Source organism: Pseudoclavibacter sp. VKM Ac-2888 (assembly GCF_015351285.1).
Lineage (GTDB): Bacteria > Actinomycetota > Actinomycetes > Actinomycetales > Microbacteriaceae > Pseudoclavibacter.
The window spans coordinates 1,451,459-1,472,055 of record NZ_JADKSM010000001.1 but is presented as its reverse complement, the minus strand read 5'-3'; the positions used below and the strand labels follow the sequence as shown (position 1 = coordinate 1,472,055).

The following is a 20,597-nucleotide window of genomic DNA, read 5'->3' as shown; positions in this document are numbered from 1 at the left end:
GTGGACTACCCCAAGGATCGCTTCGACGACATCCCACCCGGCCTCGACAGGCGCGGCGCGCATCGCGCGCCCCGAACCCGTCTCGCCAAGCTCGCCTCGTGGCTCTGGGGCCTGCTGGCCGTCGTCGTCATCGTCGCCGTCGCGGCGGTTGCCATGCAGATCATCAACGGCGCCGTCTCGTTCAGCCCGTCCGCCGAGCCCGAGACCAGCGAGACGCCGGCCGAGGCCGCCCCTGTCGAGGAGGCGCCTGCCGAGGTCGTGCCGCAGCTCGACCCGAACGTCGCCGTCCGCGTGCTCAACGGCACCGAGCTGGCTGGCGTCGCCGGCGGAACGACCACCGAGCTCGCTGACGCCGGCTGGAACGTGACGGAGACGGCGGATGCACCGACCTCCGACTACGCGACGACCACCGTCTCCTACAACGACCCCGCTCAGGAGGCTGCTGCCCTGGCGCTCGTGCAGTCGCTCGGCGGGGGCACCGCGGTGCTGGATCCGAACGTCGCTGCCGCTGGGACGATCGTCGTCATCGTCGGCCTCGACCTCGCCGGATAGGGGCGAAAGCCCCGGGGGTTCACCGGGGAATGCGCGCCTTGTGTTCCACGAATGTGAACATCTGGAGACAAAACGTCGCCAGGTGACGTGATCGCGGTTTTCGGCTTCCACGCTCAACAGGTCGCGACCTAGTATCTTGCTCGAGTCCTGGGCACCATCGTTCGTCCCCCTCGCACGCATGCAGGGCTCCGTCGGCTGGCGCTGGCGAGTACTACTGAGCAATGGAGACAAACATGGCGAACGGAACCGTGAAGTGGTTCAACGCTGACAAGGGCTACGGCTTCATCACTGTGGATGCGCTCGACGGCGCTGCTGCGCAGGATGTGTTCGTGCACTACAAGGCCATCGAGATGCAGGGCTACCGCGTTCTCGAAGAGGGACAGAAGGTCGAATTCGAGATCGGGGCCGGCGACAAGGGCCCCCAGGCGGAGTCCGTCCGCGCACTCTGATCCCCGACGACAAGCGGCGTCGACCCTCTGTGGGGGTCGGCGCCGTTTTCGGTGCAGGGCGCGGGATCTCCCGTCCTCGTTCGCCCGCAGCGAGAAGGCGTCGGGGCGGCTTGCACTCGACAGGGTCGAGTGCCAATATGGACTTGCACTCGCCTCGTTCGAGTGCCAACCACGAACCTCACGAACCACGTCCGGAAAGGACGCAGTACACATATGTCGAAGATCATTGCTTTTGACGAAGAGGCCCGTCGCGGGCTTGAGCGTGGACTGAACACGCTCGCCGACGCGGTGAAGGTCACGCTCGGCCCACGCGGCCGCAATGTCGTGCTCGAGAAGAAGTGGGGCGCGCCCACGATCACGAACGACGGCGTGTCCATCGCCAAGGAGATCGAGCTGGACGACCCGTTCGAGAAGATCGGTGCCGAGCTCGTCAAGGAGGTCGCGAAGAAGACCGACGACGTCGCCGGTGACGGCACGACGACGGCTACCGTCCTCGCTCAGGCGCTCGTCCGCGAGGGCCTCCGCAACGTCGCAGCAGGCGCAGACCCGATCTCGCTCAAGCGCGGCATCGAGAAGGCCGTCGAGGCCGTCGTCGCCGAGCTGCTCGCATCCGCCAAGGAGGTCGAGACCAAGGAGCAGATCGCTGCCACCGCATCGATCTCGGCTGCTGACGCGCAGATCGGCGAGATCATCGCCGAGGCGATCGACAAGGTCGGCAAGGAAGGCGTCGTCACCGTCGAGGAGTCGAACACGTTCGGCACCACGCTCGAGCTGACCGAGGGCATGCGCTTCGACAAGGGCTACCTCTCGCAGTACTTCGTCACCGACCCCGAGCGCCAGGAAGCCGTCTTCGAAGACGCCTACATCCTGATCGTCAACGGCAAGATCTCCAACATCAAGGACCTCCTTCCTGTTGTCGACAAGGTCATCCAGGCCGGCAAGCAGCTCCTCATCATCGCCGAGGACGTCGAGGGCGAAGCTCTCGCGACGCTCATCGTCAACAAGGTCCGCGGCATCTTCAAGTCGGTTGCCGTCAAGGCTCCCGGCTTCGGCGACCGCCGCAAGGCCCAGCTGCAGGACATCGCCATCCTCACGGGTGGACAGGTCATCAGCGAGGAAGTCGGCCTCAAGCTCGAGAACACGACGCTCGACCTCCTCGGCACGGCCCGCAAGGTCGTCGTGACGAAGGACGAGACGACGATCGTCGAGGGCGCTGGCTCGCCCGAGCAGATCGCCGGCCGCGTCGCCCAGATCCGCGCCGAGATCGAGAACAGCGACAGCGACTACGACCGCGAGAAGCTCCAGGAGCGCCTCGCGAAGCTCGCCGGTGGCGTCGCCGTCATCAAGGCCGGAGCAGCGACCGAGGTCGAGCTCAAGGAGCGCAAGCACCGCATCGAGGACGCAGTCCGCAACGCGAAGGCTGCCGTCGAAGAGGGCATCGTCGCCGGTGGTGGCGTCGCCCTCATCCAGGCTGGCGCACGCGTTCTCGACAAGCTCGAGCTCAAGGGCGACGAAGCGACCGGCGTCAACATCGTCAAGGTCGGCATCCTCGCACCGCTCAAGCAGATCGCGACGAACGCTGGCCTCGAGCCTGGCGTCGTGGCCGAGAAGGTCGCCGGACTCGAAGACGGCTGGGGCCTCAACGCCGCAACCGGCGAGTACGTCAACCTCATCGAGGCTGGAGTGCTCGACCCGGTGAAGGTCACGCGCTCCGCGCTGCTCAACGCAGCTTCGATCGCTGGTCTCTTCCTCACGACCGAGGTCGTCGTCGCTGACAAGCCCGAGAAGGCTGGCGCACCGGCGATGGACCCGGGCGCTGGAATGGACTTCTAAGCACCACGCGCACGACAACAGGCGGGCGGCTCCTCACGGAGCCGCCCGCTTCGTCGTTCCCGCCTCGCGGCTCGACGCGATGGGTCGAGGTGCCGGCCAGGCCAAGCCGGCGAGTGCAGAGCCGGTCAGACGCTGAAGAGCCGCCGAACATCGCCTTCCACGGTGCCGTAGCTGGCGCTCGCGCTGCCCAGAGCGCTATTGATGGCGGAGATGCTCGACTCCACCTGAGCCTGGGTCGAGCGCCACTGCTGCACCAGGCCCTGGAAGGCTGCCGCCGCCTCCCCGCTCCACGACCCCTCGAGTGCGGTCAGGTTGCCGAGCAGCGCGGCGACCTCTGCCTGCACTCGCCCGATCGACGACTGCGTGTTCGTGACGGCGAGCTGCAGCTGCTCGCTGTCGACCATGTAGACGGCCATATGAGTGTTCCCCCTTCTTCGGCCACCGGGTGGTTCCGGCGGCACCTCGCGAGAAGGCTAGGAGCAGCTGCGGGGGAGCGGGGATCAGCTGTTCGGGGCTGTGGAGAGAGCGCTGTCCACAGGCGCGGACATGAGCAGCGGAAACTTGAGGCGGAACGTCGCCCCGCCGCCGGGGGTCTCGAGCACGTCGACCTCGCCATCGTGCGCCTTCATGATCGCCGAGACAATCGAGAGGCCGAGCCCGGAACCGCCGGTCTCACGTGCACGGGAGGTGTCTGCGCGCCAGAACCGCTCGAAGATCTTCTGCCTGATCTGCGGGGGGATGCCCTCACCGTGGTCGATGATATCGACGATGGCGAGCTGGTTCTGCAGATCCACCGTCACGCCCACCTCGAGGGGCGACCCCTCCGGCGTGTACCGCATGGCGTTGCCGAGCAGGTTCGAGATGGCCTGCCGGACCTTGTCCTCGTTCGCGTGCACCATGGCGGGCACATCTCCGAGGTCCTCGTCGGAGTCGGCGGTCTCGATCCCACTCGGTTCGGCCCCCTTGCGCCTGATGGGGAAGCCTCGCAGCGCCGGGCGCGGCAGCGAACGCCGTCGCCACAGCGCGCGCTTCGCGGCCGCACCTTCCGGAGCGCTGGCGGACTCTTCGGCCGGGACGATGTCCGCCTCGACGGCAGCAGGCAGCTCGCCGGTCGTCTCGGACCCGAGGGGCTCCGCCTCGTCGCGGGTCTCCTGGATGATGTTCACGGGGAGAGCCCGCACGACGCGATCCTTGGCGGTCGCGTGCGCATCCATCGCCGCGTCCTCCGCAATCGGCTCGAGGTCGATGACGTCCTTGACGAGCTCGCGCGTCTCGTCGAGTCGAGCGAGCTGCAGGAGGTCCTCGACGAGGCCCCCCATGCGGAGCGCCTCCTTCTCGATCCGCTCCATCGCCTGGCCGACCTTCTCGGGGTCGTTGAGGGCACCCATGCGGTAGAGCTCGGCGTATCCGCGGACCGTGACGAGCGGCGTGCGCAGCTCGTGGCTCGCGTCGCCGACGAAACGACGCATCTGCGCGATGGTGCGCGTGCGCTCGTCGAAGGCGTGATCGATGCGGACGAGCATGGTGTTGAGCGACCGGGAGAGGCGCCCGACCTCAGTGTTCGGGGTGCCGGCGGGAAGGCGCTGGGAGTAGTCGCCAGAGGCGAACTGCATGGCTGTGGCCTCGACCTGCCTCAGGGGGAGCAGCGTCGCGGAGACGAGGACTCTCGTGAGGGCCGCGCCGAAGATCACGACCGTCAGCCCGAAGCCGAAGAAGATGGCCAGGAAGTTCACCATCGTCGCGTTGACGCTCGTCAGCGGGGCCGCGATGAGCAGCGTGCCGCGCACCTGATCGGCGGCGTACTCTCCCTCCGGCACGGTGATGGTCCGCCAGGTCGCCCCGAGCGGGTCCTCCATGTCGAAGAGGCTCTGGCTGCCGCGGACCGCGGCGTCTGCTGGCACCTCGGGCGCGATCGCCTGCGGCCGCTGCCACTGCCCCCAGTTGTCGACGACGACCTGGCCGTCAGCATCGAGGACGGCCACGTAGATCGTGGACGGGGCGATGCGGATGGCGTCGTAGGTGATGAGCCTCGACGAGGGGTCGGCGGCGAGGAACTGGGTGGGATCACTCGCGTACACGCTCAGCTGTGAGTCGGTCTGCGAGACGAGCGTCGGCCGCAGCAGCAGCGTCGTGCCGATTCCGGCGACGACGATACCGAACGTCAGCAGCGTGATGTTGACGATCGTCAGCTTGTTGCGGAGTGAGAGCCGATCCCAGCGCCATGCCTTGAACGGCACCGCCTACTTCCCCTCGTCGTCAGGCTTGGTCACCTCTGCTATGCCTTGGCCCCGGAGACCTTCAGCATGTAGCCGAAACCGCGCTTGGTCTGGATGAGCGGCTCCTCGGTGAACTGGTCGAGCTTGCGGCGCAGGTAGGAGATGTAGGACTCGACGATGCCGGCGTCGCCGTTGAAGTCGTACTCCCAGACGTGGTCGAGGATCTGCGCCTTCGAGAGCACGCGGTTCGGGTTGAGCATGAGGTAGCGCAAGAGCTTGAACTCGGTGGGGGAGAGCTCGATCGGCTCGTCGCCGATGAACACCTCGTGGGTGTCCTGGTCCATCGTGAGCTCGCCAGTGCGGATGACCGCCTCTTCCTCGGCCTGCATGGTGCGGCGGAGGATGGCCTTGATGCGGGCGACGATCTCGTCGAGGCTGAACGGCTTGGTGACGTAGTCGTCGCCACCCGCGTTGAGGCCCTCGATCTTGTCGTCGGTGTCGTCCTTGGCGGTCAGGAACAGGATGGGGCTCGTGTAGCCAGACGCACGCAGGCGCTTGGTGACGCCGAAGCCGTTCATGTCGGGGAGCATGACGTCCAGGACGATGAGGTCGGGCTCCTCCTCGATGACAGCGGAGATCGCGGCGGCGCCGTTGCCGACGGCACGCACCATGAACCCTGCGAAGCGCAGGCTGGTCGACAGGAGTTCGCGGATGTTTGGCTCGTCGTCAACAACGAGAATCTTGGGGCCATCAGTCATGGACTAAGTATCTTGACGCCGTCTGAGTGAAGTCTGACGGCGCGCGGTGTCGCGGCAGTGCGGATGCGCTAATCTTCTGGGTCGTGCTCACGCGGGTCCGGGCGCGCGGTGCGCTACTGTGCCGACATGGACGACTCCGCAGCCCCGAGGTACACCCATGGCCACCACGCGAGCGTGCTCCGCTCGCATGGGCGGCGTACGGCCGAGAACTCCGCCGGCTACCTCCTCCCGGAGCTGCGAGAGGGCATGCACGTGCTCGACGTCGGCTGCGGGCCGGGCTCGATCACCCTGGATCTCGCGCGGCGGGTCGGCACCGCCGGCCGTGTCGTCGGCATCGAGGTCGTGGATGAGCCCCTCGAGGCGTCGCGTGCCGCCGCACTCGAAGCCGGGGACACGCAGACGGAGTTCCTGCTCGCCGATGTCTACTCGCTCGACTTCGCCGACGGCGAGTTCGACGTGGTGCACGCACATCAGGTGCTGCAGCACCTCTCCTACCCGGTCGCGGCGCTGCGGGAGATGCGCCGAGTGACGAAGCCTGGGGGACTGGTCGCGGTGCGAGATGTCGACTACGGAACGTGCGTGTGGTCGCCGCAGCTTCCGGAACTCGACCATTGGCTTGCCGTCTACGACAAGGTCGCGCGCTCGAACGACGGGGAGCCGAACGCCGGCAGGGTCCTGCGGCGATGGGCACACTCTGCGGGACTGGAGGATGTGCGTCTCTCGGCGAGCGCTTGGATCTTCACGACACCGGAGGAGCGCGCCTGGTGGGGGTCGACGTGGGCGGAGCGCGCCACCAGGTCGCGGTTCGCCGAGGACGCGAGGGCGCGGGGGATCGCGTCGTCAGGCGACCTTCAGCGCATCGCCGATGCCTGGTCGGAGTGGGCGGACGACGAGGACGCCGAGTTCGTCATGACGCACGTGGAGCTCCTCGCCCGCGTGTGACCTCCGGTCGCGCTTCGCGGCCGAGCGCGTCCACGATCGGGCATTCGGCCGTCGGATCGAGGCACGGGGCGGCGAGGAGCCCGAGGATGGCGGCCCGCGTCCGGTCAAGGTCGCGGATGCGGTCGTCGATCTCGAGGAGCTTGTCGTTCGCGGCCCGCTGCACGGCCTCGGGCTGGGCAGCTCCCGCCCGCGCATCCGCCGAGAGCTCCACGAAGTCGGTGAGCTCCCGCAGCGTGAACCCGAGCTCCTGGCCACGACGGAGGAAGCGCAGACGAGTGAGCGCCCGATCGTCGTAGTCGCGGTAGCCGCCCGTCGTGCGGGGCGGGCTGTCGAGCACCCCGCGCCGCTCGTAGAAGCGGACGGTGGAGACCTTGACGTCTGCCCGCTCGGCGAGCTCAGCGATGCGCATCTGAGGAGACTACGGCCTGGGTCGCATCTGCCGGAGCCCGGGGTCGTCGCACTCGGACGAGCACGGCCGCCTGTGCGACCCCCCACGCGACTTCGAGAGCCAGCATGACCACGATCAGCGGGCTCGCGCCTTGGGTCAGCGCCGTGATCATCGCGAGCGAGAACAGCGCTCGTGCGAGCGTGTCCGCAGCTCCCGCCGCGAGGGACGGACGGAAGATCCGGAAGAGCGCCCACGCCGTCACGACGCTGCCCATCAGGTTCACGAACATCATGGTCGAAGGAGAGCTCGCGTCGGGGAGTTCGCCGCTGAGTCCGAGCTCGGCGTGCAGGGCCTTCAGCCCGATGAAGATCAGGGACGCGGTCGGCAGGAAGGCGAACCCGAGGGTGACGACGAGGTCATAGATGGCGGACAGGCGGATCAGGCCGTGCGCCTTGGCGAGTCGGCTGTGCTTCATGTGTGGCATGACGCCAGCGTGGACCCTGCACCGTGGTGCAGAGTCAAGCCGGAGAATTGCCGGAGTCGAGCTAGGCCGGTTCGAGGATGGCGTCGGCGTCGAGGATCTCGTACGAGTACCCCTGCTCCGCGAGGAAGCGCTGCCGGTTCTGCGCGAAGTCCTGGTCGACGGTCTCGCGCGAGACGAGCGTGTAGAACGACGCGGTCACGCCGCTCGAGCTCGGGCGAAGCAGCCGGCCGAGGCGCTGCGCCTCTTCCTGCCGCGAACCGTACGAGCCGGAGATCTGCACGGCGACGGACGCATCCGGCAGATCGACCGAGAAGTTGGCGACCTTCGAGACGACGAGCACCTTCTCCCGCCCCTCCCTGAAGGCCTGGAAGAGCTCCTCGCGCTCCGCGACGGGCGTCTGGCCCGTGAGCTTCGGCACTCCGAGCTCCTCGGCGATGCTGTCGATCTGATCGAGGTACTGGGCGATGACGAGGATGTTCTCGCCTCGATGCTTGCGGATGAGGGCCTTGACGAGCTCGTGCTTCGCGGGCGCCGTCGCGGCGATGCGGTAGCGCTCGTCGTCGCTCGCGGCCGCGTACTCCATGCGCGTCTCGTACGGCAGGTCCACCCGGACCTCGTAGCACTTGGCAGGCGAGATGTACCCCTGGGCTTCGATGTCCTTCCAGGGAGCGTCGAAGCGCTTGGGGCCGATGAGGCTGAAGACGTCGCCCTCGCGGCCATCTTCTCGCACGAGGGTCGCCGTGAGGCCCAGCCGCCGTCGCGCCTGCAGCTCAGCCGTCAGCTTGAAGACGGGGGCCGGCAGCAGGTGCACCTCGTCGTAGACGATGAGGCCCCAGTCGAGGGCGTCGAGCAGCGAGAGGTGCGTGTAGACGCCCTTCCGGCGCGCGGTGAGGATCTGGTAGGTCGCGATCGTGACGGGCTTGATCTCCTTGACCTCGCCCGAGTACTCGCCGATCTCGTCTTCCGTGAGCGTGGTGCGGCGGAGCAGCTCGTCGCGCCACTGCCGCGCGGAGACGGTGTTGGTCACGAGGATGAGCGTGCTCGTCGATGCGGTCGCCATGGCACCGGCGCCCACGAGCGTCTTGCCAGCGCCGCAGGGGAGCACGACGACCCCGGACCCGCCCTCGAAGAAGTGGTCGACGGCCGACCGCTGGTAGTCGCGCAGCTGCCATTCGGACTCGTCGAGCGCGATGGCGTGCGGCGTGCCAGGCGTGTAGCCCGCAAGGTCCTCCGCGGGCCAACCGAGCTTCACGAGCTGCTGCTTGAGCTCACCTCTGGCCCAGGCCTGCACGCGGAATCCGGACTCGCCGGTCGGTCCCTCGAGCAGCGGTGCGACGTGCTTGGCCCTGGAGATCTGGAGGAGCACTGCAGGGTCGTCGCTCGAGACGACCAGCTCGCCCTCCTCGTCGCGGGAGATGACGAGCTTCCCGTAGCGGGCCACGGTCTCGCGGATCTCGCCCGAGACGGACGCTGGGACGGGGAACTTCGCGAAGCGCTCGAGGACGTCGAGCATCTCGTCGGCCTCGTGGCCGGCCGCGCGGGCATTCCAGAGACCGAGCCGCGTGATGCGATACGTGTGGATGTGCTCAGGCGCTCGCTCGAGTTCGGCGAAGACCGCCAACGCGTGGCGCGCGGCTTCGGCGTCGGGATGCGCCACTTCGAGCAGGACAGTTCTGTCGCTCTGTACGATCAACGGTCCAAGTGCCATAGCGGTCAATCATACCCGCCGGGTCCTGCGCGTCAGCGGTGTCGGCGACTTCTCGCAGCGCTACTGGTCTTCGGGCACCTCTGAGAGCTGCACCTCGAGGATCGCGCGGATCGGGAGGGTCCGCTCGACGTCGGCCGCGAGGTCCCTCGCCCGGAGGCGGCCTGCCGCGACGCTCATCGGCACGAGGCGCAGGGTGGTCTCCTTGCCGCCTCCCAGGTCGACCCGCACCGTGACCTCGCTCTTCGCTCGTCGCGCCACCTCGAGCTGACGCTGCACCCACGTCTGCGCATCGTCTCCCGCGTCCAGGCGTGTCGCCTCGTCGTGGAGGGCGTCCGCGAACCTCAGCGCGGCCTCGCTCGGACGCCGTTCTCGCGCCGGGGCGGTCTCCCGGGGGCGGAGCGGCACGAGCTGGCCCGTGGCGTTCTCGGCACTTGCCGGGTAGCGGGCGTCGAGCAGCATGAGCACGACCGTGTCGCGGGATGCCGAGGAGACGAGCGCGCCCTCTCCGGACTGGCGGAGACCGAGCGGCGCGACGGCCGCGTCGACCCTCAGCGCATCCATGAGTGCCGGGTCCTGACTCGTCACGATGGTGCCGGGGCGGACGGGGTGCTCGCGAACTCGCACCCGGCCGTGCCGGTTCGAGGCCTCGCGGAGCAGGTACTCGACGGGCTGGGGGATGCCGGTGAGCGAAAGCCGAGTGAGCGTGGCCTTGATCTCGCCGATCGAGAGCCCGGTGCCGAGCGCGTGCGTGACCGAGGCCTCGGAGAGCCGGTAGCTCGAGGCCAGGCCGCGTCGCTCGAGGGATGCGACGGACTGCAGCTCCTGCTCGTCGGCGGGGGCGAGCGGGCCAGGCGCGATGATCGAGAGATCCGGCTGCAGGTAGACGCCGGGAACCTCGTCCGGCAGGGAGGCTTCGAGGAGGTCGGCCGCGCCGTCGAGGTCGTCCTGTGCGAGCAGGACGCCGAGCTGGCTGAGCTGGCCCTCGACGGTGATGCCGAGGAGCTCTGTCTGCGGCGTCGCGTGCGACTTCGCGTCGACGAGCAGGCCGGTCCTGTCTGCGACGCGGAGCTCTGCGAGCCAGCAGTCGGCGAGCTGGCGCCACCGCGACAGCGGGGCGCTGAGGCGGAACACGCGCCCGAGCGAGGTGGGGCGCATGGCGTCGGAGACCGGGCTGCAGAGGCCGAGGTCCAGCATCCATTCGAAGAGGGGGGACAGTACGGCCTGTTCGGTGTGCAGCTCTGCTGCGATGCGACGGACCGTCGTCGCGCCCAGCTGGAGTCCGCCTCGTCCGTCGCGGTAGGCGCGCGGCGCGAGGTCGAGGGAGGCGATCGCGTCGGCCGCGAGCTGTGCGGCACTGTGGGCGCGCTCGGTGGCCTGGGGGAGTGGCGCGAGGTTCGACGCATCGAACTCGGCGGCGTCGGGTGATGCCGCGAGGAGCTCGGACAATGCGGACGCGGTGGTCGAGAGGAGCTCGGGTGCCTCCGGCGTTCCGACAGCGAGGCCGCGCAGTCGAGCCGTCTGCAGCGCCTCCGGTTCGCCTGAGGCGAGTCGCGAGGCGTCTCGCCAGCCGAGCCGCGCGACGGCTTCGTTCAGGGCGGTCTCTTCTGCGAGTGCCTCGGCGATGTCCATTGCACCGCTCGAGCCGCGCATCGACAGCCTGCGCCAGGCGGCGAGGCTGGCGAGGTCGGTGCGATCCAGGCTGCGAAGGAGTTGGAGGATCCGCAGCGCGCTCGGGGAGGCGTCTATCAGCTCTCGGACCTGCCCCGCGAGCGTCGGTTCGCGACGACGCGCCAGATGATGAGCGACAGGATGAGAAGGAAAGCGACGGGGAAGCCGATGTAGGTGACGAACAGCAGCGTCGGCCAGATCGGGTTGCTCGCGTCGACCTCGATGCCGAGGAGTGGCGTCGCGAGCAGGACGAGCAGCGCGATGAAGGAGATCGCCGCGATGCCGAGGGACATGAAAGCGAGGATGCGTTCGCCCTTCGCGATGGGGGCGCCGTTGGAAGAGGTCACCGAACCAGACTAATCGACATGCGCGCCACCGTAGACTGGTTCGGATCAGCCGCACGCCGCGGCCGACCAGGGGAAGCGAAGTTCGCCGCCCCGCCTGTGAAAGTTCGATCTGGTGCTTCGTGCGCCGAACAAGGAGATGGCCATGCCCACCGGCAAGGTGAAGTTCTACGACGAGGACAAGGGATTCGGCTTCATTGCGGCCGACGACGGTCAGGAGATCTTCCTGCACGCGACAGCGCTGCCAGCAGGAACCTCGTCGGTGCGCCCGGGAACGAAGCTCGAGTTCGGCATCGCCGACGGACGACGCGGTGCGCAGGCGCTGTCCGTCCGCGTCCTCGAGGCTCCGCCGAGCGTCGCGCGCATCCAGCGCAAGTCGCCTGATGACATGGCAGTCATCATCGAGGACCTCGTGAAGCTGCTCGACTCCGTCGGCGGCGCGATGCGTCGCGGTCGCTACCCTGAGAAGCCGCAGGGCGCGAAGATCGCAGCGATGCTCCGTCGCGTCGCGGACGACCTGGACGCCTGATGACGAACGAGGCCGTGCTTGCAGCCCCGCTCGGGGTCGCCCTTGACGCCGTCGAGCTCGAGTCTTCGCGGAGGCTCGCCTGGTCGGCTCTGCTGGACGTGACGCCGGCCTCCGAGCTCGGCGAGCTCGTCGCCGTCGTCCCCGAGGAGGACGAGGGCGTCTACACGCTCCAGTACACGACACGCCTGCCCGGCTACCCGGACTGGCGATGGAATGTCTCCCTCGTGCGCCTCGTCGACCAGGCGGAGCCGACGGTCCTCGAGGCCGAGCTGCTGCCCGGCGACGGGGCCCTGCTGGCACCTTCGTGGGTGCCGTGGTCCGATCGGCTCGCCGATTACGAAGCTGCGCAGCTGCTCGAGGCCGGCGAGGTCGTTGACGTCGACGGCGAGAACGCAGAGGCCGCGGGCGCTGAGGCTGCGCCCAGGTCGAGCAAGCGTATCCGGCGCACGCGGACCCGCCGTCGCATCGGCGCAGACGGTGTGACCGAGGCCGATTCGTCCGCAGACGGCTCCGTGGACGACGAGTCGGCTCAGGTGCCCGCGAGTGAGGACGTCGCAGCAGGTGGTGCTGGCTCCGAGCCTGCCGTCGGCGAATCTCCAGAAGCCGAGAAGCCCAAGAAGAAGAAGCGCAAGAAGGAGAAGTCGGCGAAGAAGGCGAAGTCCGACGTCGACACCGACGGCGCTCCGAGCGACACGGCTGCCGGTGAGGCTGCTGTCGAGGTGACCGATGCGGAGACGCCGCCCGCCGAGAAGCCCAAGCGGTCGCGTCGCAAGCGCGTCGACCAGGCGAAGCCTGACGCCGTGGCGGAGGAGACGACTCCGGACGCACACGGCGACGCCGATGGCGAGGCGGCCCAGAACAAGCCTGAGCGTCGGAAGCGCAAGAAGGCGGGCAAGGCCGTCGACGGCGAATCCGGTGCCGGCGAGTCCGGTGCCGACGACACCTCGGGCCAGGAGCCCAAGGCAGGCGCGATCGAGAGCGACGACGTTGCTCAGGAGCCGAGCGTGCCGAAGACGAAGCGGGCCGCCAAGGCGCCCGCCGCGCTCGCAGACGAGGTGCAGCCCGAGAAGAGCAGCTCACGGGGCAAGCGGCGTCGGGTCGTCGTGGTCCCTCGCAGCGAGGACGAGCTGCCAGCGCAGGAGGCCGCCGAGTTCGGTGAGGCCGCCGATATCCGGGAGTTCGCCGACGACATGGACGACGTCTTCGACGGGGTCGACTTCGAGCCCGACTCCGAGGTGTCAGCGCCCGAAGGCGACGCCAAGAGCTAGCCCGGCGGATGCTCGGTGGCCGAGGGCCGAGTTGTGGTCGTCACAACTCACCCGAAGCGACCACAAGTCAGCTCCCGGCTCGCGCGGAAACGCGCCACGCTGGATCGCGGAGCAAGACACGCAGGACAGACGAGACGCGCAGGACAGACAAGACACGCAGGACAGACGAGAGGAGCGTCACCAGCAGCTGCTGGTGACGCTCCTCTCGTCTGCGCTTCGATCGGGGTTGGACCCGGTGGAATCAGCCCAGGTGCTCGACGACGTAGTCGATTGCGCCCGTGAGACGGCGCACGTCATCTGGGTCGACCGACGTGAACGTCGCGACCCGCAGCTGGTTGCGGCCGAGCTTCCGGTACGGCTCGGTGTCGACGATGGCGTTGGCGCGGAGCGCCGCCGCGACGGCAGCCGCATCCACCCGCTCGTCGAAGTCGATCGTCGTGACCACCTGCGAGCGCTCTGCAGGGTTCGCGACGAACGGAGTCGCGTACTCGGAGGCCTCCGCCCAGTCGTAGATGATGCCGGAGGAGGTACGGGTGCGGTTGTCGGCCCAGGCGATTCCGCCGTTGCCGTTGATCCAGTCGAGCTGGGCCTCGAGGAGGAGCAGCGTCGAGATGGCCGGCGTGTTGAGCGTCTGGTTCTTGCGCGAGTTCTCGACGACGTGGCTGAGCTTCAGGAAGTCGGGGATGTACCGCTCGGAGGCGGCGATGCGCTCGATGCGCTCGATCGCAGCCGGGGACGCGATCGCGAGCCAGAGGCCACCGTCGGCACCGAAGTTCTTCTGCGGCGCGAAGTAGTACACGTCGGTCTCGCTGATGTCGATGTCGACGCCGCCCGCGGCGCTGGTCGCGTCGATGACCGTCAGGGCGCCGTCGTCGCCGTGGACGCGACGGATGGGGGCCATTGCTCCCGTCGAGGTCTCGTTGTGCGGCCACGCGTAGACATCGACGCCGGCGACTGCCTCCGGCGAGGCGATCGTGCCCGGCTCGGCGGAGCGCACGTCCGGGGCCGTGAGCCACGGGGCGGCTGCAGCCTTGGCAAACTTCCCGCCGAACTCGCCGAAGGTCAGGTTCTGCGCGCGCTCGGAGATGAGGCCGAAGGCCGCGGAATCCCAGAATGCGGTGGACCCGCCGTTGCCGAGCAGTACCTCGTAGCCGTCGGGGAGACGGTAGAGCGAGGAGAGGCCTGCGCGCACGCGGCCCACGAGGTCCTTGACGGGTGCTTGGCGGTGGGAGGTGCCGAGGATGCTGGTGGCCCCTGCGACGAGATGATCGATCTGCGCGGGCCGGACAACCGACGGGCCGCAGCCGAATCGGCCGTCGAGCGGAATGAACTCTGTCGGGATGCGAATGTCAGGCATGCTGCAAGCCTATGCGCGCAAGCGGGCTCGCTCGCCGCTAGGCTTGGCGGACCAATGCAACGGAGGGTGGCGGGGCGTGACCAATCTGGTGGACACCACGGAGATGTATCTCCGCACCATTCTCGACCTCGAGGAAGAGGGCATCACCCCGCTTCGGGCTCGCATCTCCGAGCGGCTCGGGCACTCGGGTCCCACGGTGTCGCAGACGATCGCGCGCATGGAGCGCGACGGGCTCGTCTCGGTCGCCGGTGACCGCAGGCTCGTGCTGACGACCGACGGTCGTGCCAAGGCGACGCGCGTGCTGCGCAAGCACCGCATCGCCGAGGGCCTCCTCGCCAACGTCATCGGACTCGACCTCGCCCAGGTGCACGAAGAGGCCTGCCGCTGGGAGCACGTCATGAGCGACGAGGCCGAGCAGCGGATCTTCGAGATGCTCGGCCGCCCCAGCGAATCGCCGTACGGCACCCCGATTCCGGGACTCGTCGAGTTCGGTGCCGAGCCTGCCGAGGAGTTCCTCGCCGGCGTCGTGAGCGTCTCGGCGCTCCTCGAGGAGTCTGCGCGCGGAGCCACCTCCACGGAGCCCGTGCTCGCGAAGGTGCGTCGCCTCGGCGAGCCCGTCCAGTCCGACCTCCAGACGCTCACGCTTCTGCGCGAGGCTGGCGTGCTTCCCGGCACCGAGGTCACCCTGCAGCGCCGTGGTGCGTGGATCGGCCTGCTGCCTGCTTCTGGCGGCATCGGCGTCGAGGTCTCGCTCGAAACCGCCGAGCACGTGTACGTGGATGCGATCCTGAGCCCCGAAGGTGCGCTAGGCTGAGATCTGGTCACGGCCAGCTGAAGATCTCCTCCGCGTTCTGCGGGCCTTCACGTGCCTGACATCCCCGGAAACTCAGGGTTCGTTACCTCGGCGTTAGGGTTCTGACACCGAAGCGTGACAATTCACAGCTTTTCCACTAGTGTTGTCCGAGTCATGAGCTATGCAGTCTGCATAGCTGGCAGGCCGAGGCGCCGTATCCCGCTCCTCGACCTAGCTCCCCCTGGTAACAGGCAAGAGCGGGATCGGCTCCCAGGAGTCAGGCGCTGGAGGAACGACTTGGAAAACTTGACGAACGCCACGGCACCGCTGACGCGACGCCAGGCTCGTGAGATCGAGCGCCGCACGGGCCAGCGCCCAGTGGCGACTGTCGGTGTCGCGGGTGTGTCCGCGCCGGTGATCGAGGCTTCGGTCGCAGAGATCAACTCGGCATCCGTGCCGACGCCCTCTGCTTCAGCATCCTTCGTGCACGACACTGCGCACATCCAGCGCAACGAGCTCGGCGCACTCGTGTCGGTGCTCCCCACGACCACTGCGCTCCCGCAGGTCGCCGGCGACGAAGCCGTCGAGCAGCTCGCAGAGGTCATCGACATCCCCGAGGCGTTCACGGGCCGCTCCGTGAGCATCCGCGCTGCGAAGCCGGCGTCGCTCGTCGCTCGTCAGCGTCGCCGCACGGCTGGTGGCTTCGCCGCTGCAGCAACCGTCGCGGCCATCGCCACGGCAGGCGTCGTCGTGCCAGCGGCAGTCGCCGATGGCAACAACGCCAGCCAGGCGCAGGCCAACCTCCTCGCCGCCACCACGGTCGAGACCGAGGCACCGACGGCTGAGGCCGACGCAACCGCTGAGGCTCCGGCAGAAGAAGTTGTCGAGCAGGCCTCCGTCGACCTCGTCGCCGCTCCAGAGGTTGCGGTCGACCGCACCGAGACCAGCGTCGTGACCCTCTCGAGCGACCAGGTCGCCGAGGTCGTCGCAACGCCTGAGCCCACCGCAACGGCAGACTCGAGCGCCTCCACGGGCGGCACGACGTCGACGGGCGGCAGCACCTCGGGCAAGACCAACACCGCATCGACCGGCGGACAGAGCGTCGACTCGTCGAGCGTCTCCGCTGCGGCCATGAGCTACGTCGGCGGCTACTTCGGCTCGTGCGACCTGCTCACCCAGGCCGCCTACGCAGCAGTCGGCATCTCGCTGCCGCGTGGCGTCTCCGCTCAGGCGGCAATGGGCACGCCCACCTCCAACCCGCAGCCCGGCGACCTCGTCGTCTGGCCTGGCGAGCACATCGGCATCTACGCCGGCAACGGCATGGTCATCGACGACCCCGGCTACGGCGGACGCTCGGTGCAGCACCGCTCGATCTCGTGGGGCAGCCCCTACTACGTGACGCTCCGCTAAGGAACGAACCACCTCGGCAAACGCGCTCAGCTTCGGCTGGGCGCGTTTCGTCGTTACTCCCGCGTGACCGATCATGCATCCATTTGTGATCTGACCGTGACAATTCCGTGACCTTTGTGTAGGCTCGGACGCGTCGAGGATGCCGGTTCCAACGGTGTTCGAAAGCACCGAGGAGAAGTCTTGAGCACATCGAGCACGCCGCGCACGGACAGCACCACCGTGCTGACCCGCCGCGAAGCCCGCGCGATCGAGCGGCAGACCGGAGTCCGTCCCGTCGTCACGTCGGCCGTGGCCGGGGTCTCTGCCCCCGTCATCGAGGCCTCCGTCGCCGAGATCGCCTCCGCCGCCTCCACTCCTGCCGTCGCCTCTGCGCCCTCGGTGCACGACACGGCTCGCATCGAGCGCAACGGCCAAGGTGCCCTCGTTTCCGTCCTGCCGTTCTCGCAGCTCGCCGCAGATGCGACCTCGGAATCCCAGGGCCTCATCGAGCACTCGGAACCCGCCCCCGTCACCGACATCTCCGAGGCCTTCACCGGGCGCTCCGTGAGCATCCGCGCCGCGAAGCCGGCCGCCCTCGTCGCACGGACCCGCCGGCGCACCGCCGCCAGCTTCGCCGCCGCTGCAACCGTCGCAGCTGCAGCCACTGCCGGGATGGTCGTCCCAGCCGCCGTCGCAGACGGGCAGAGCGAGGTGCAGTCCCAGGCCAACCTGGTTGCGGCCACGTCGCCAGACGCAGCCGCGACGGCACCCACATCGGACCCAGTCCCAGCTGCCGAGGAAGCCGCCGTGGAGGAGGTCGCCCTCGTCGCTGCGCCAGAGGTTGCCGTCGACCGCACGGACTCCACGGTCGTCTCGATCTCCAGCGACGATCTCGCTGCCGTCGCTGAGACGCCGACACCGACTCCGACGCCAGAGGAAACCGAGGCTCCTGCAGAGTCGAGCTCGTCGACCTCGGGAAACACGTCCTCGGGTGGCAGCTCGAGCAACCAGACGTCCTCGTCCTCGGGGTCCGCCGCGCCGAGTGGTGGGTCCGGCAACGTCGACACCTCGAGCCTCATCGCGGCGGCGCACAGCTACGTCGGCTCCTACTTCCCGGCCTGCACCGACCTGACCAAGGCCGTCTACGCGACGCAGGGCATCTCGCTTTCGGGGTCCGTCAGCAACCAGATCTCGGGCGCACGCCAGACGTCGAACCCGCAGCCGGGTGACCTCGTCGTGCAGCCAGGCGCGCACATCGGCATCTACGCCGGTGACGGCATGGTCATCGACTCTCCCGGGTACGGCGGCAAGGTCGTCCAGTACCGCTCCATCTGGTGGGGCAACCCGGTGTACTACACCTTCAACTAGACATCTCGAGCTTCGGCTCACTCCGGTGGGCAACGCCGCGCGCAGCTTCTGCTGCGCGCGGCGTTCTGTCGTCGTGATCAAAATGTGATGATTTGCGACCTGACTGTGACCTGAGCGTGACATTTTCGTTATAAACGGTTACGCTCGTGGAAGTCCAGGGCACCAACGGGTGCTCAGCTCCACCCGAAGGAAATCCATGAGCACCACGCTGACTCGTCGCGAGGCCCGCGCCATCGAACGCCAGACCGGTGTGCGCCCAGTCGCGGACGCCACGCAGTCGTTGAGCGCCGCCGCGCTCGCCTCCGTCGCCGGCACCCGAGCACCCGTCGCCCTGCAGCCCGAAGAGACGGGCCGCATCGAGCGCAACGCGATGACCTCGCTCCTCTCGGTCGTCCCCGCAGACCGCGTCGCAACCGCGGCGACCGAAGCCGAGGCGCCCAGCGTGCCCGCGGCCTTCGCCGGCGAGCGTGCCATGACGGTTCGCGCTCCACGCCCCAGGCAGCTCGTCGTCCGCCGCCGCGTCGCAGGAACCCTGGCCGCCGCCGCGTCTCTCGCCGCGGTCACCGCGGTCGGAGCCGTCGTGCCGAGCACCATGGCAGCGCCCGCGCCCGCCAGCGAAGCCAGCCTCTCGAACGCGGTGGCCGCATCAGATGACACCAACGCGGACGCGCAGACCGAGCAGGCGAGCGTCGAAGCGGCCATCGCCGACGCCGTCGCCGATGCCACCCCCGCCGTCGCAGCACCGGAGACCGTGACCGATCGCACGGAGACCGCGGTCGTGAGCATGAGCGCTGACCAGGTCGCCGCAGTCGCGACCCCAGAGCCCACCGCCGACGCCGCCGCCGCAGATACGAGCGGCGCGGGCAGCAGCTCCGCAGGCCAGAGCGTCGCCGGCTCAAGCGTCGTCGAGACCGCATCGCAGTTCATCGGCGTCTCGCCGTACGTCTTCGGCGGGGCAACCCCGGACGGCTTCGACTGCTCGGGGCTCGTGAAGTACGTGTTCGGCCTCCACGGCATCGACGTGGCACACGGCGTCAGCGCGCAGGCGGCGGCGGGCACACGCGTCTCCGACCCGCAGCCGGGCGACCTCGTCATCTTCCCGAACTTCCACGTCGGCATCTACGCCGGCAACGGCCAGATGATCGACGCTCCCACCGAGGGCCGCATGGTCGAGCTCGGTGGCCTCGACGCGGGCGGAAGCTACTACTTCGTCCGCCTCTGAGCGACGCGTCTCCCACATGCGGGAGGGGCAGCTCCCTGTCTTCGGTCTTTCCGGCCGGTGAACAGGGAAAGCTGCCCCTCCCGCATTCTGCATCCGTGGTCTACGCTGTTGCCAGATCGACGACACTCGGGAGCGTCAATGAGGGCACGCAGCGGCATCCACGCCAAGGATGCGCGCGCGTGCTCAGCCCTCGACGTCTACCAGAGCGGTGAAGCCTGTCAGACCGTTCGAATACAGGCCGACGAGTCTCGTCCGTCCATCTACCTACTCGATTCAAGGGTGCCGCCGATCCGGGCGGTGCCCTTTTTTCGTACGGATGCGAAAGCAGGTCCAGCATGCGAACCCTCGTCCTGAACGCAGGCTACGAACCGCTCGGGGTGGTCTCCGACAGGCGGGCACTCGTGCTCGTGCTGCACGGCAAGGCCAGCGTCATCGACGTCGATGAGGACCACCCGGTGCTGGCCTCAAGCGGCGTCTGGGAGCGGCCGCGCGTCATCCTGCTGACCAGGTACGTGCGCGTTCCCATGGCCCGCATGCAGCCGGTGAGTCGCAAGGGCGTGCTGCGGAGGGACGCGAACCGATGCGGCTACTGCGATGGCTTCGCGAACACGATCGACCACATCCTGCCGCGGTCGAGGGGCGGGCGCGACAGCTGGGAGAACCTCGTCGCCTGCTGCCTCAGGTGCAACAACGTCAAGGGTGACAAGACGCCGGGGGAGATGGGGTGGCGGCTTCGCCTCACACCGAGACCCCCGCGGGCCACCGGCTGGTCGCCGCGAAGCGTCGAACGAGAGCTGCCCGAGTGGGCGGCGTACCTCCCCGCCGCCTAGCTCGTTGCTGACAGCGTCTCGCCGGCTTCCGAGAGCGCCACTGCCCTCTCCTTGAACGCGGCCGCGCGCTGGTGCAGCTCGCGGTCGAACGCTGGCTTGGTCGCCGCCCCGAGCGTGGACGCGAAGACAGGCGAGGCGAGCTTGTACGTGAACTTCCACGTCGCCTTCGTGCCGCCCTCGACGGCCTCGAATCGCCAGCCCTCGCCGAACGAGGTCAGCCAGGCCGGCCCCTTCACCATCTCGGCGGAGCTCACGAGCGGGGCGTGCACGACTCGAAGCTCGAGGATCATGCGCCGCCCTCCCGGAGTCTTCGTGAAGAAGTGCGCTCCGGAGACGGGCGCCGTGGCCCCGCGGATGAACTCGCTGCGGATGACGCCCGGATCCCAGCTCCGGGCCTCGCCGACGGTGTGCGCGAGCGCGAAGGCCGCTTCGACGGAGAGGGGCACGACGACGGACGCTTCCAACTGAGGCATGGCACCAAGTCTAGGAGTGACTAGCC

Annotated in this window: 21 protein-coding genes; 11 read left to right on the top strand and 10 right to left on the bottom strand. The window is 68.5% G+C overall.

The window, feature by feature from the left end; genetic code table 11:
- The 3 genes from ITJ61_RS07075 (at window position 1) to groL (ending at window position 2,834) form a co-directional block, all read left to right on the top strand.
- The gene (locus ITJ61_RS07075) at window positions 1-552 is read left to right on the top strand and encodes a LytR C-terminal domain-containing protein (protein WP_104307082.1); all 552 of its coding nucleotides are present in this window, start codon (window positions 1-3) and stop codon (window positions 550-552) included.
- Between the two features lie 233 nt (window positions 553-785).
- Entirely contained in the window at window positions 786-1,001 is a 216-nt protein-coding gene (locus ITJ61_RS07070) for a cold-shock protein (protein ID WP_068479823.1), read from the top strand.
- Window positions 1,002-1,214: 213 nt separating this feature from the next.
- Window positions 1,215-2,834 carry a chaperonin GroEL gene (gene groL, locus ITJ61_RS07065; protein WP_068479821.1) on the top strand — a complete coding sequence of 540 codons (1,620 nt, stop codon included), beginning with the start codon at window positions 1,215-1,217 and terminating at the stop codon, window positions 2,832-2,834.
- 125 nt (window positions 2,835-2,959) lie between these two features.
- On the opposite strand, the gene ITJ61_RS07060 is transcribed toward groL, so the two are convergent.
- The 3 genes from ITJ61_RS07060 to ITJ61_RS07050 form a co-directional block, all read right to left on the bottom strand.
- On the bottom strand, window positions 2,960-3,250 hold the full coding sequence (locus ITJ61_RS07060) for a WXG100 family type VII secretion target (protein ID WP_104299345.1): 291 nt from the start codon (window positions 3,248-3,250) through the stop codon (window positions 2,960-2,962).
- A gap of 84 nt (window positions 3,251-3,334) precedes the next feature.
- Complete coding sequence (locus ITJ61_RS07055) at window positions 3,335-5,071, bottom strand: sensor histidine kinase (RefSeq protein ID WP_104307080.1); 1,737 nt, start codon at window positions 5,069-5,071, stop codon at window positions 3,335-3,337.
- A 38-nt stretch (window positions 5,072-5,109) separates the two neighbouring features.
- Window positions 5,110-5,808 carry a response regulator transcription factor gene (locus ITJ61_RS07050; protein WP_068479813.1) on the bottom strand — a complete coding sequence of 233 codons (699 nt, stop codon included), beginning with the start codon at window positions 5,806-5,808 and terminating at the stop codon, window positions 5,110-5,112.
- Between the two features lie 126 nt (window positions 5,809-5,934).
- Here ITJ61_RS07050 and ITJ61_RS07045 point away from each other — a divergent pair, with 126 nt between their 5' ends.
- Window positions 5,935-6,750, top strand: a complete 816-nt coding sequence (locus ITJ61_RS07045) for a methyltransferase domain-containing protein (protein ID WP_194685866.1) — start codon at window positions 5,935-5,937, stop codon at window positions 6,748-6,750.
- Here ITJ61_RS07045 and ITJ61_RS07040 read toward each other — a convergent pair.
- The 5 genes from ITJ61_RS07040 to ITJ61_RS07020 form a co-directional block, all read right to left on the bottom strand.
- Window positions 6,716-7,159, bottom strand: coding sequence for a MerR family transcriptional regulator (locus tag ITJ61_RS07040; protein ID WP_104241904.1), 444 nt, complete (start codon window positions 7,157-7,159; stop codon window positions 6,716-6,718). The genes ITJ61_RS07045 and ITJ61_RS07040 overlap by 35 nt on opposite strands.
- A complete protein-coding gene (locus ITJ61_RS07035; RefSeq protein ID WP_194685865.1) occupies window positions 7,146-7,622 on the bottom strand; it encodes a hypothetical protein in 477 nt (158 codons plus the stop codon). The genes ITJ61_RS07040 and ITJ61_RS07035 overlap by 14 nt, the downstream gene beginning before the upstream one ends.
- A 61-nt stretch (window positions 7,623-7,683) precedes the next feature.
- The gene (locus ITJ61_RS07030) at window positions 7,684-9,330 is read right to left on the bottom strand and encodes a DNA repair helicase XPB (RefSeq protein WP_104241902.1); all 1,647 of its coding nucleotides are present in this window, start codon (window positions 9,328-9,330) and stop codon (window positions 7,684-7,686) included.
- Window positions 9,331-9,390: 60 nt separating this feature from the next.
- On the bottom strand, window positions 9,391-10,980 hold the full coding sequence (locus ITJ61_RS07025) for a helicase-associated domain-containing protein (RefSeq protein WP_104299342.1): 1,590 nt from the start codon (window positions 10,978-10,980) through the stop codon (window positions 9,391-9,393).
- Window positions 10,981-11,075: 95 nt separating this feature from the next.
- A complete protein-coding gene (locus ITJ61_RS07020) occupies window positions 11,076-11,345 on the bottom strand; it encodes a hypothetical protein (RefSeq protein WP_104241898.1) in 270 nt (89 codons plus the stop codon).
- A 142-nt stretch (window positions 11,346-11,487) separates the two neighbouring features.
- Between ITJ61_RS07020 and ITJ61_RS07015 the strand changes: the two genes are divergently transcribed.
- Together ITJ61_RS07015 and ITJ61_RS07010 are read left to right on the top strand one after the other, a co-directional pair.
- Window positions 11,488-11,871: a cold-shock protein gene (locus tag ITJ61_RS07015; protein WP_104241897.1), complete on the top strand. Its 384-nt coding sequence runs from the start codon at window positions 11,488-11,490 to the stop codon at window positions 11,869-11,871.
- Entirely contained in the window at window positions 11,871-13,139 is a 1,269-nt protein-coding gene (locus ITJ61_RS07010) for a DUF3027 domain-containing protein (protein ID WP_194685864.1), read from the top strand. Before ITJ61_RS07015 ends, ITJ61_RS07010 begins: the two co-directional genes overlap by 1 nt.
- A gap of 241 nt (window positions 13,140-13,380) precedes the next feature.
- Here the strand turns inward: ITJ61_RS07010 and serC are convergent, their stop codons facing one another.
- A complete protein-coding gene (gene serC, locus ITJ61_RS07005) occupies window positions 13,381-14,496 on the bottom strand; it encodes a phosphoserine transaminase (RefSeq protein ID WP_104307077.1) in 1,116 nt (371 codons plus the stop codon).
- 76 nt (window positions 14,497-14,572) lie between these two features.
- Here serC and ITJ61_RS07000 point away from each other — a divergent pair, with 76 nt between their 5' ends.
- The 5 genes from ITJ61_RS07000 (at window position 14,573) to ITJ61_RS06980 (ending at window position 20,098) form a co-directional block, all read left to right on the top strand.
- Complete coding sequence (locus ITJ61_RS07000; protein WP_104241893.1) at window positions 14,573-15,310, top strand: metal-dependent transcriptional regulator; 738 nt, start codon at window positions 14,573-14,575, stop codon at window positions 15,308-15,310.
- Between the two features lie 285 nt (window positions 15,311-15,595).
- Window positions 15,596-16,699 carry a C40 family peptidase gene (locus ITJ61_RS19735; protein ID WP_228496615.1) on the top strand — a complete coding sequence of 368 codons (1,104 nt, stop codon included), beginning with the start codon at window positions 15,596-15,598 and terminating at the stop codon, window positions 16,697-16,699.
- 180 nt (window positions 16,700-16,879) lie between these two features.
- On the top strand, window positions 16,880-18,046 hold the full coding sequence (locus ITJ61_RS06990) for an NlpC/P60 family protein (RefSeq protein ID WP_104241891.1): 1,167 nt from the start codon (window positions 16,880-16,882) through the stop codon (window positions 18,044-18,046).
- Window positions 18,047-18,242: 196 nt separating this feature from the next.
- The gene (locus tag ITJ61_RS06985; protein WP_194685863.1) at window positions 18,243-19,268 is read left to right on the top strand and encodes a C40 family peptidase; all 1,026 of its coding nucleotides are present in this window, start codon (window positions 18,243-18,245) and stop codon (window positions 19,266-19,268) included.
- Between the two features lie 335 nt (window positions 19,269-19,603).
- A complete protein-coding gene (locus tag ITJ61_RS06980; RefSeq protein ID WP_104241887.1) occupies window positions 19,604-20,098 on the top strand; it encodes an HNH endonuclease in 495 nt (164 codons plus the stop codon).
- Here the strand turns inward: ITJ61_RS06980 and ITJ61_RS06975 are convergent.
- The gene (locus tag ITJ61_RS06975; RefSeq protein WP_104241885.1) at window positions 20,095-20,571 is read right to left on the bottom strand and encodes a type II toxin-antitoxin system RatA family toxin; all 477 of its coding nucleotides are present in this window, start codon (window positions 20,569-20,571) and stop codon (window positions 20,095-20,097) included. The two genes, ITJ61_RS06980 and ITJ61_RS06975, sit on opposite strands and share 4 nt — an antisense overlap.
- Window positions 20,572-20,597 lie beyond the last annotated feature (26 nt).

Bases quoted from the DNA above. Each gene is read 5' to 3' on its own strand.
- ITJ61_RS07050 (WP_068479813.1), bottom strand. From the start codon at position 5,808: ATGACTGATGGCCCCAAGATTCTCGTTGTTGACGACGAGCCAAACATC.
- ITJ61_RS06975 (WP_104241885.1), bottom strand. From the start codon at position 20,571: ATGCCTCAGTTGGAAGCGTCCGTCGTCGTGCCCCTCTCCGTCGAAGCG.
- ITJ61_RS07030 (WP_104241902.1), bottom strand. From the start codon at position 9,330: ATGGCACTTGGACCGTTGATCGTACAGAGCGACAGAACTGTCCTGCTC.
- ITJ61_RS07025 (WP_104299342.1), bottom strand. From the start codon at position 10,980: ATGCGCGGCTCGAGCGGTGCAATGGACATCGCCGAGGCACTCGCAGAA.
- ITJ61_RS07070 (WP_068479823.1), top strand. From the start codon at position 786: ATGGCGAACGGAACCGTGAAGTGGTTCAACGCTGACAAGGGCTACGGC.
- ITJ61_RS07040 (WP_104241904.1), bottom strand. From the start codon at position 7,159: ATGCGCATCGCTGAGCTCGCCGAGCGGGCAGACGTCAAGGTCTCCACC.
- ITJ61_RS07010 (WP_194685864.1), top strand. From the start codon at position 11,871: ATGACGAACGAGGCCGTGCTTGCAGCCCCGCTCGGGGTCGCCCTTGAC.
- ITJ61_RS06985 (WP_194685863.1), top strand. From the start codon at position 18,243: ATGAGCACCACGCTGACTCGTCGCGAGGCCCGCGCCATCGAACGCCAG.
- ITJ61_RS06980 (WP_104241887.1), top strand. From the start codon at position 19,604: ATGCGAACCCTCGTCCTGAACGCAGGCTACGAACCGCTCGGGGTGGTC.
- ITJ61_RS07060 (WP_104299345.1), bottom strand. From the start codon at position 3,250: ATGGCCGTCTACATGGTCGACAGCGAGCAGCTGCAGCTCGCCGTCACG.
- groL (WP_068479821.1), top strand. From the start codon at position 1,215: ATGTCGAAGATCATTGCTTTTGACGAAGAGGCCCGTCGCGGGCTTGAG.
- serC (WP_104307077.1), bottom strand. From the start codon at position 14,496: ATGCCTGACATTCGCATCCCGACAGAGTTCATTCCGCTCGACGGCCGA.
- ITJ61_RS07045 (WP_194685866.1), top strand. From the start codon at position 5,935: ATGGACGACTCCGCAGCCCCGAGGTACACCCATGGCCACCACGCGAGC.
- ITJ61_RS07035 (WP_194685865.1), bottom strand. From the start codon at position 7,622: ATGCCACACATGAAGCACAGCCGACTCGCCAAGGCGCACGGCCTGATC.
- ITJ61_RS07015 (WP_104241897.1), top strand. From the start codon at position 11,488: ATGCCCACCGGCAAGGTGAAGTTCTACGACGAGGACAAGGGATTCGGC.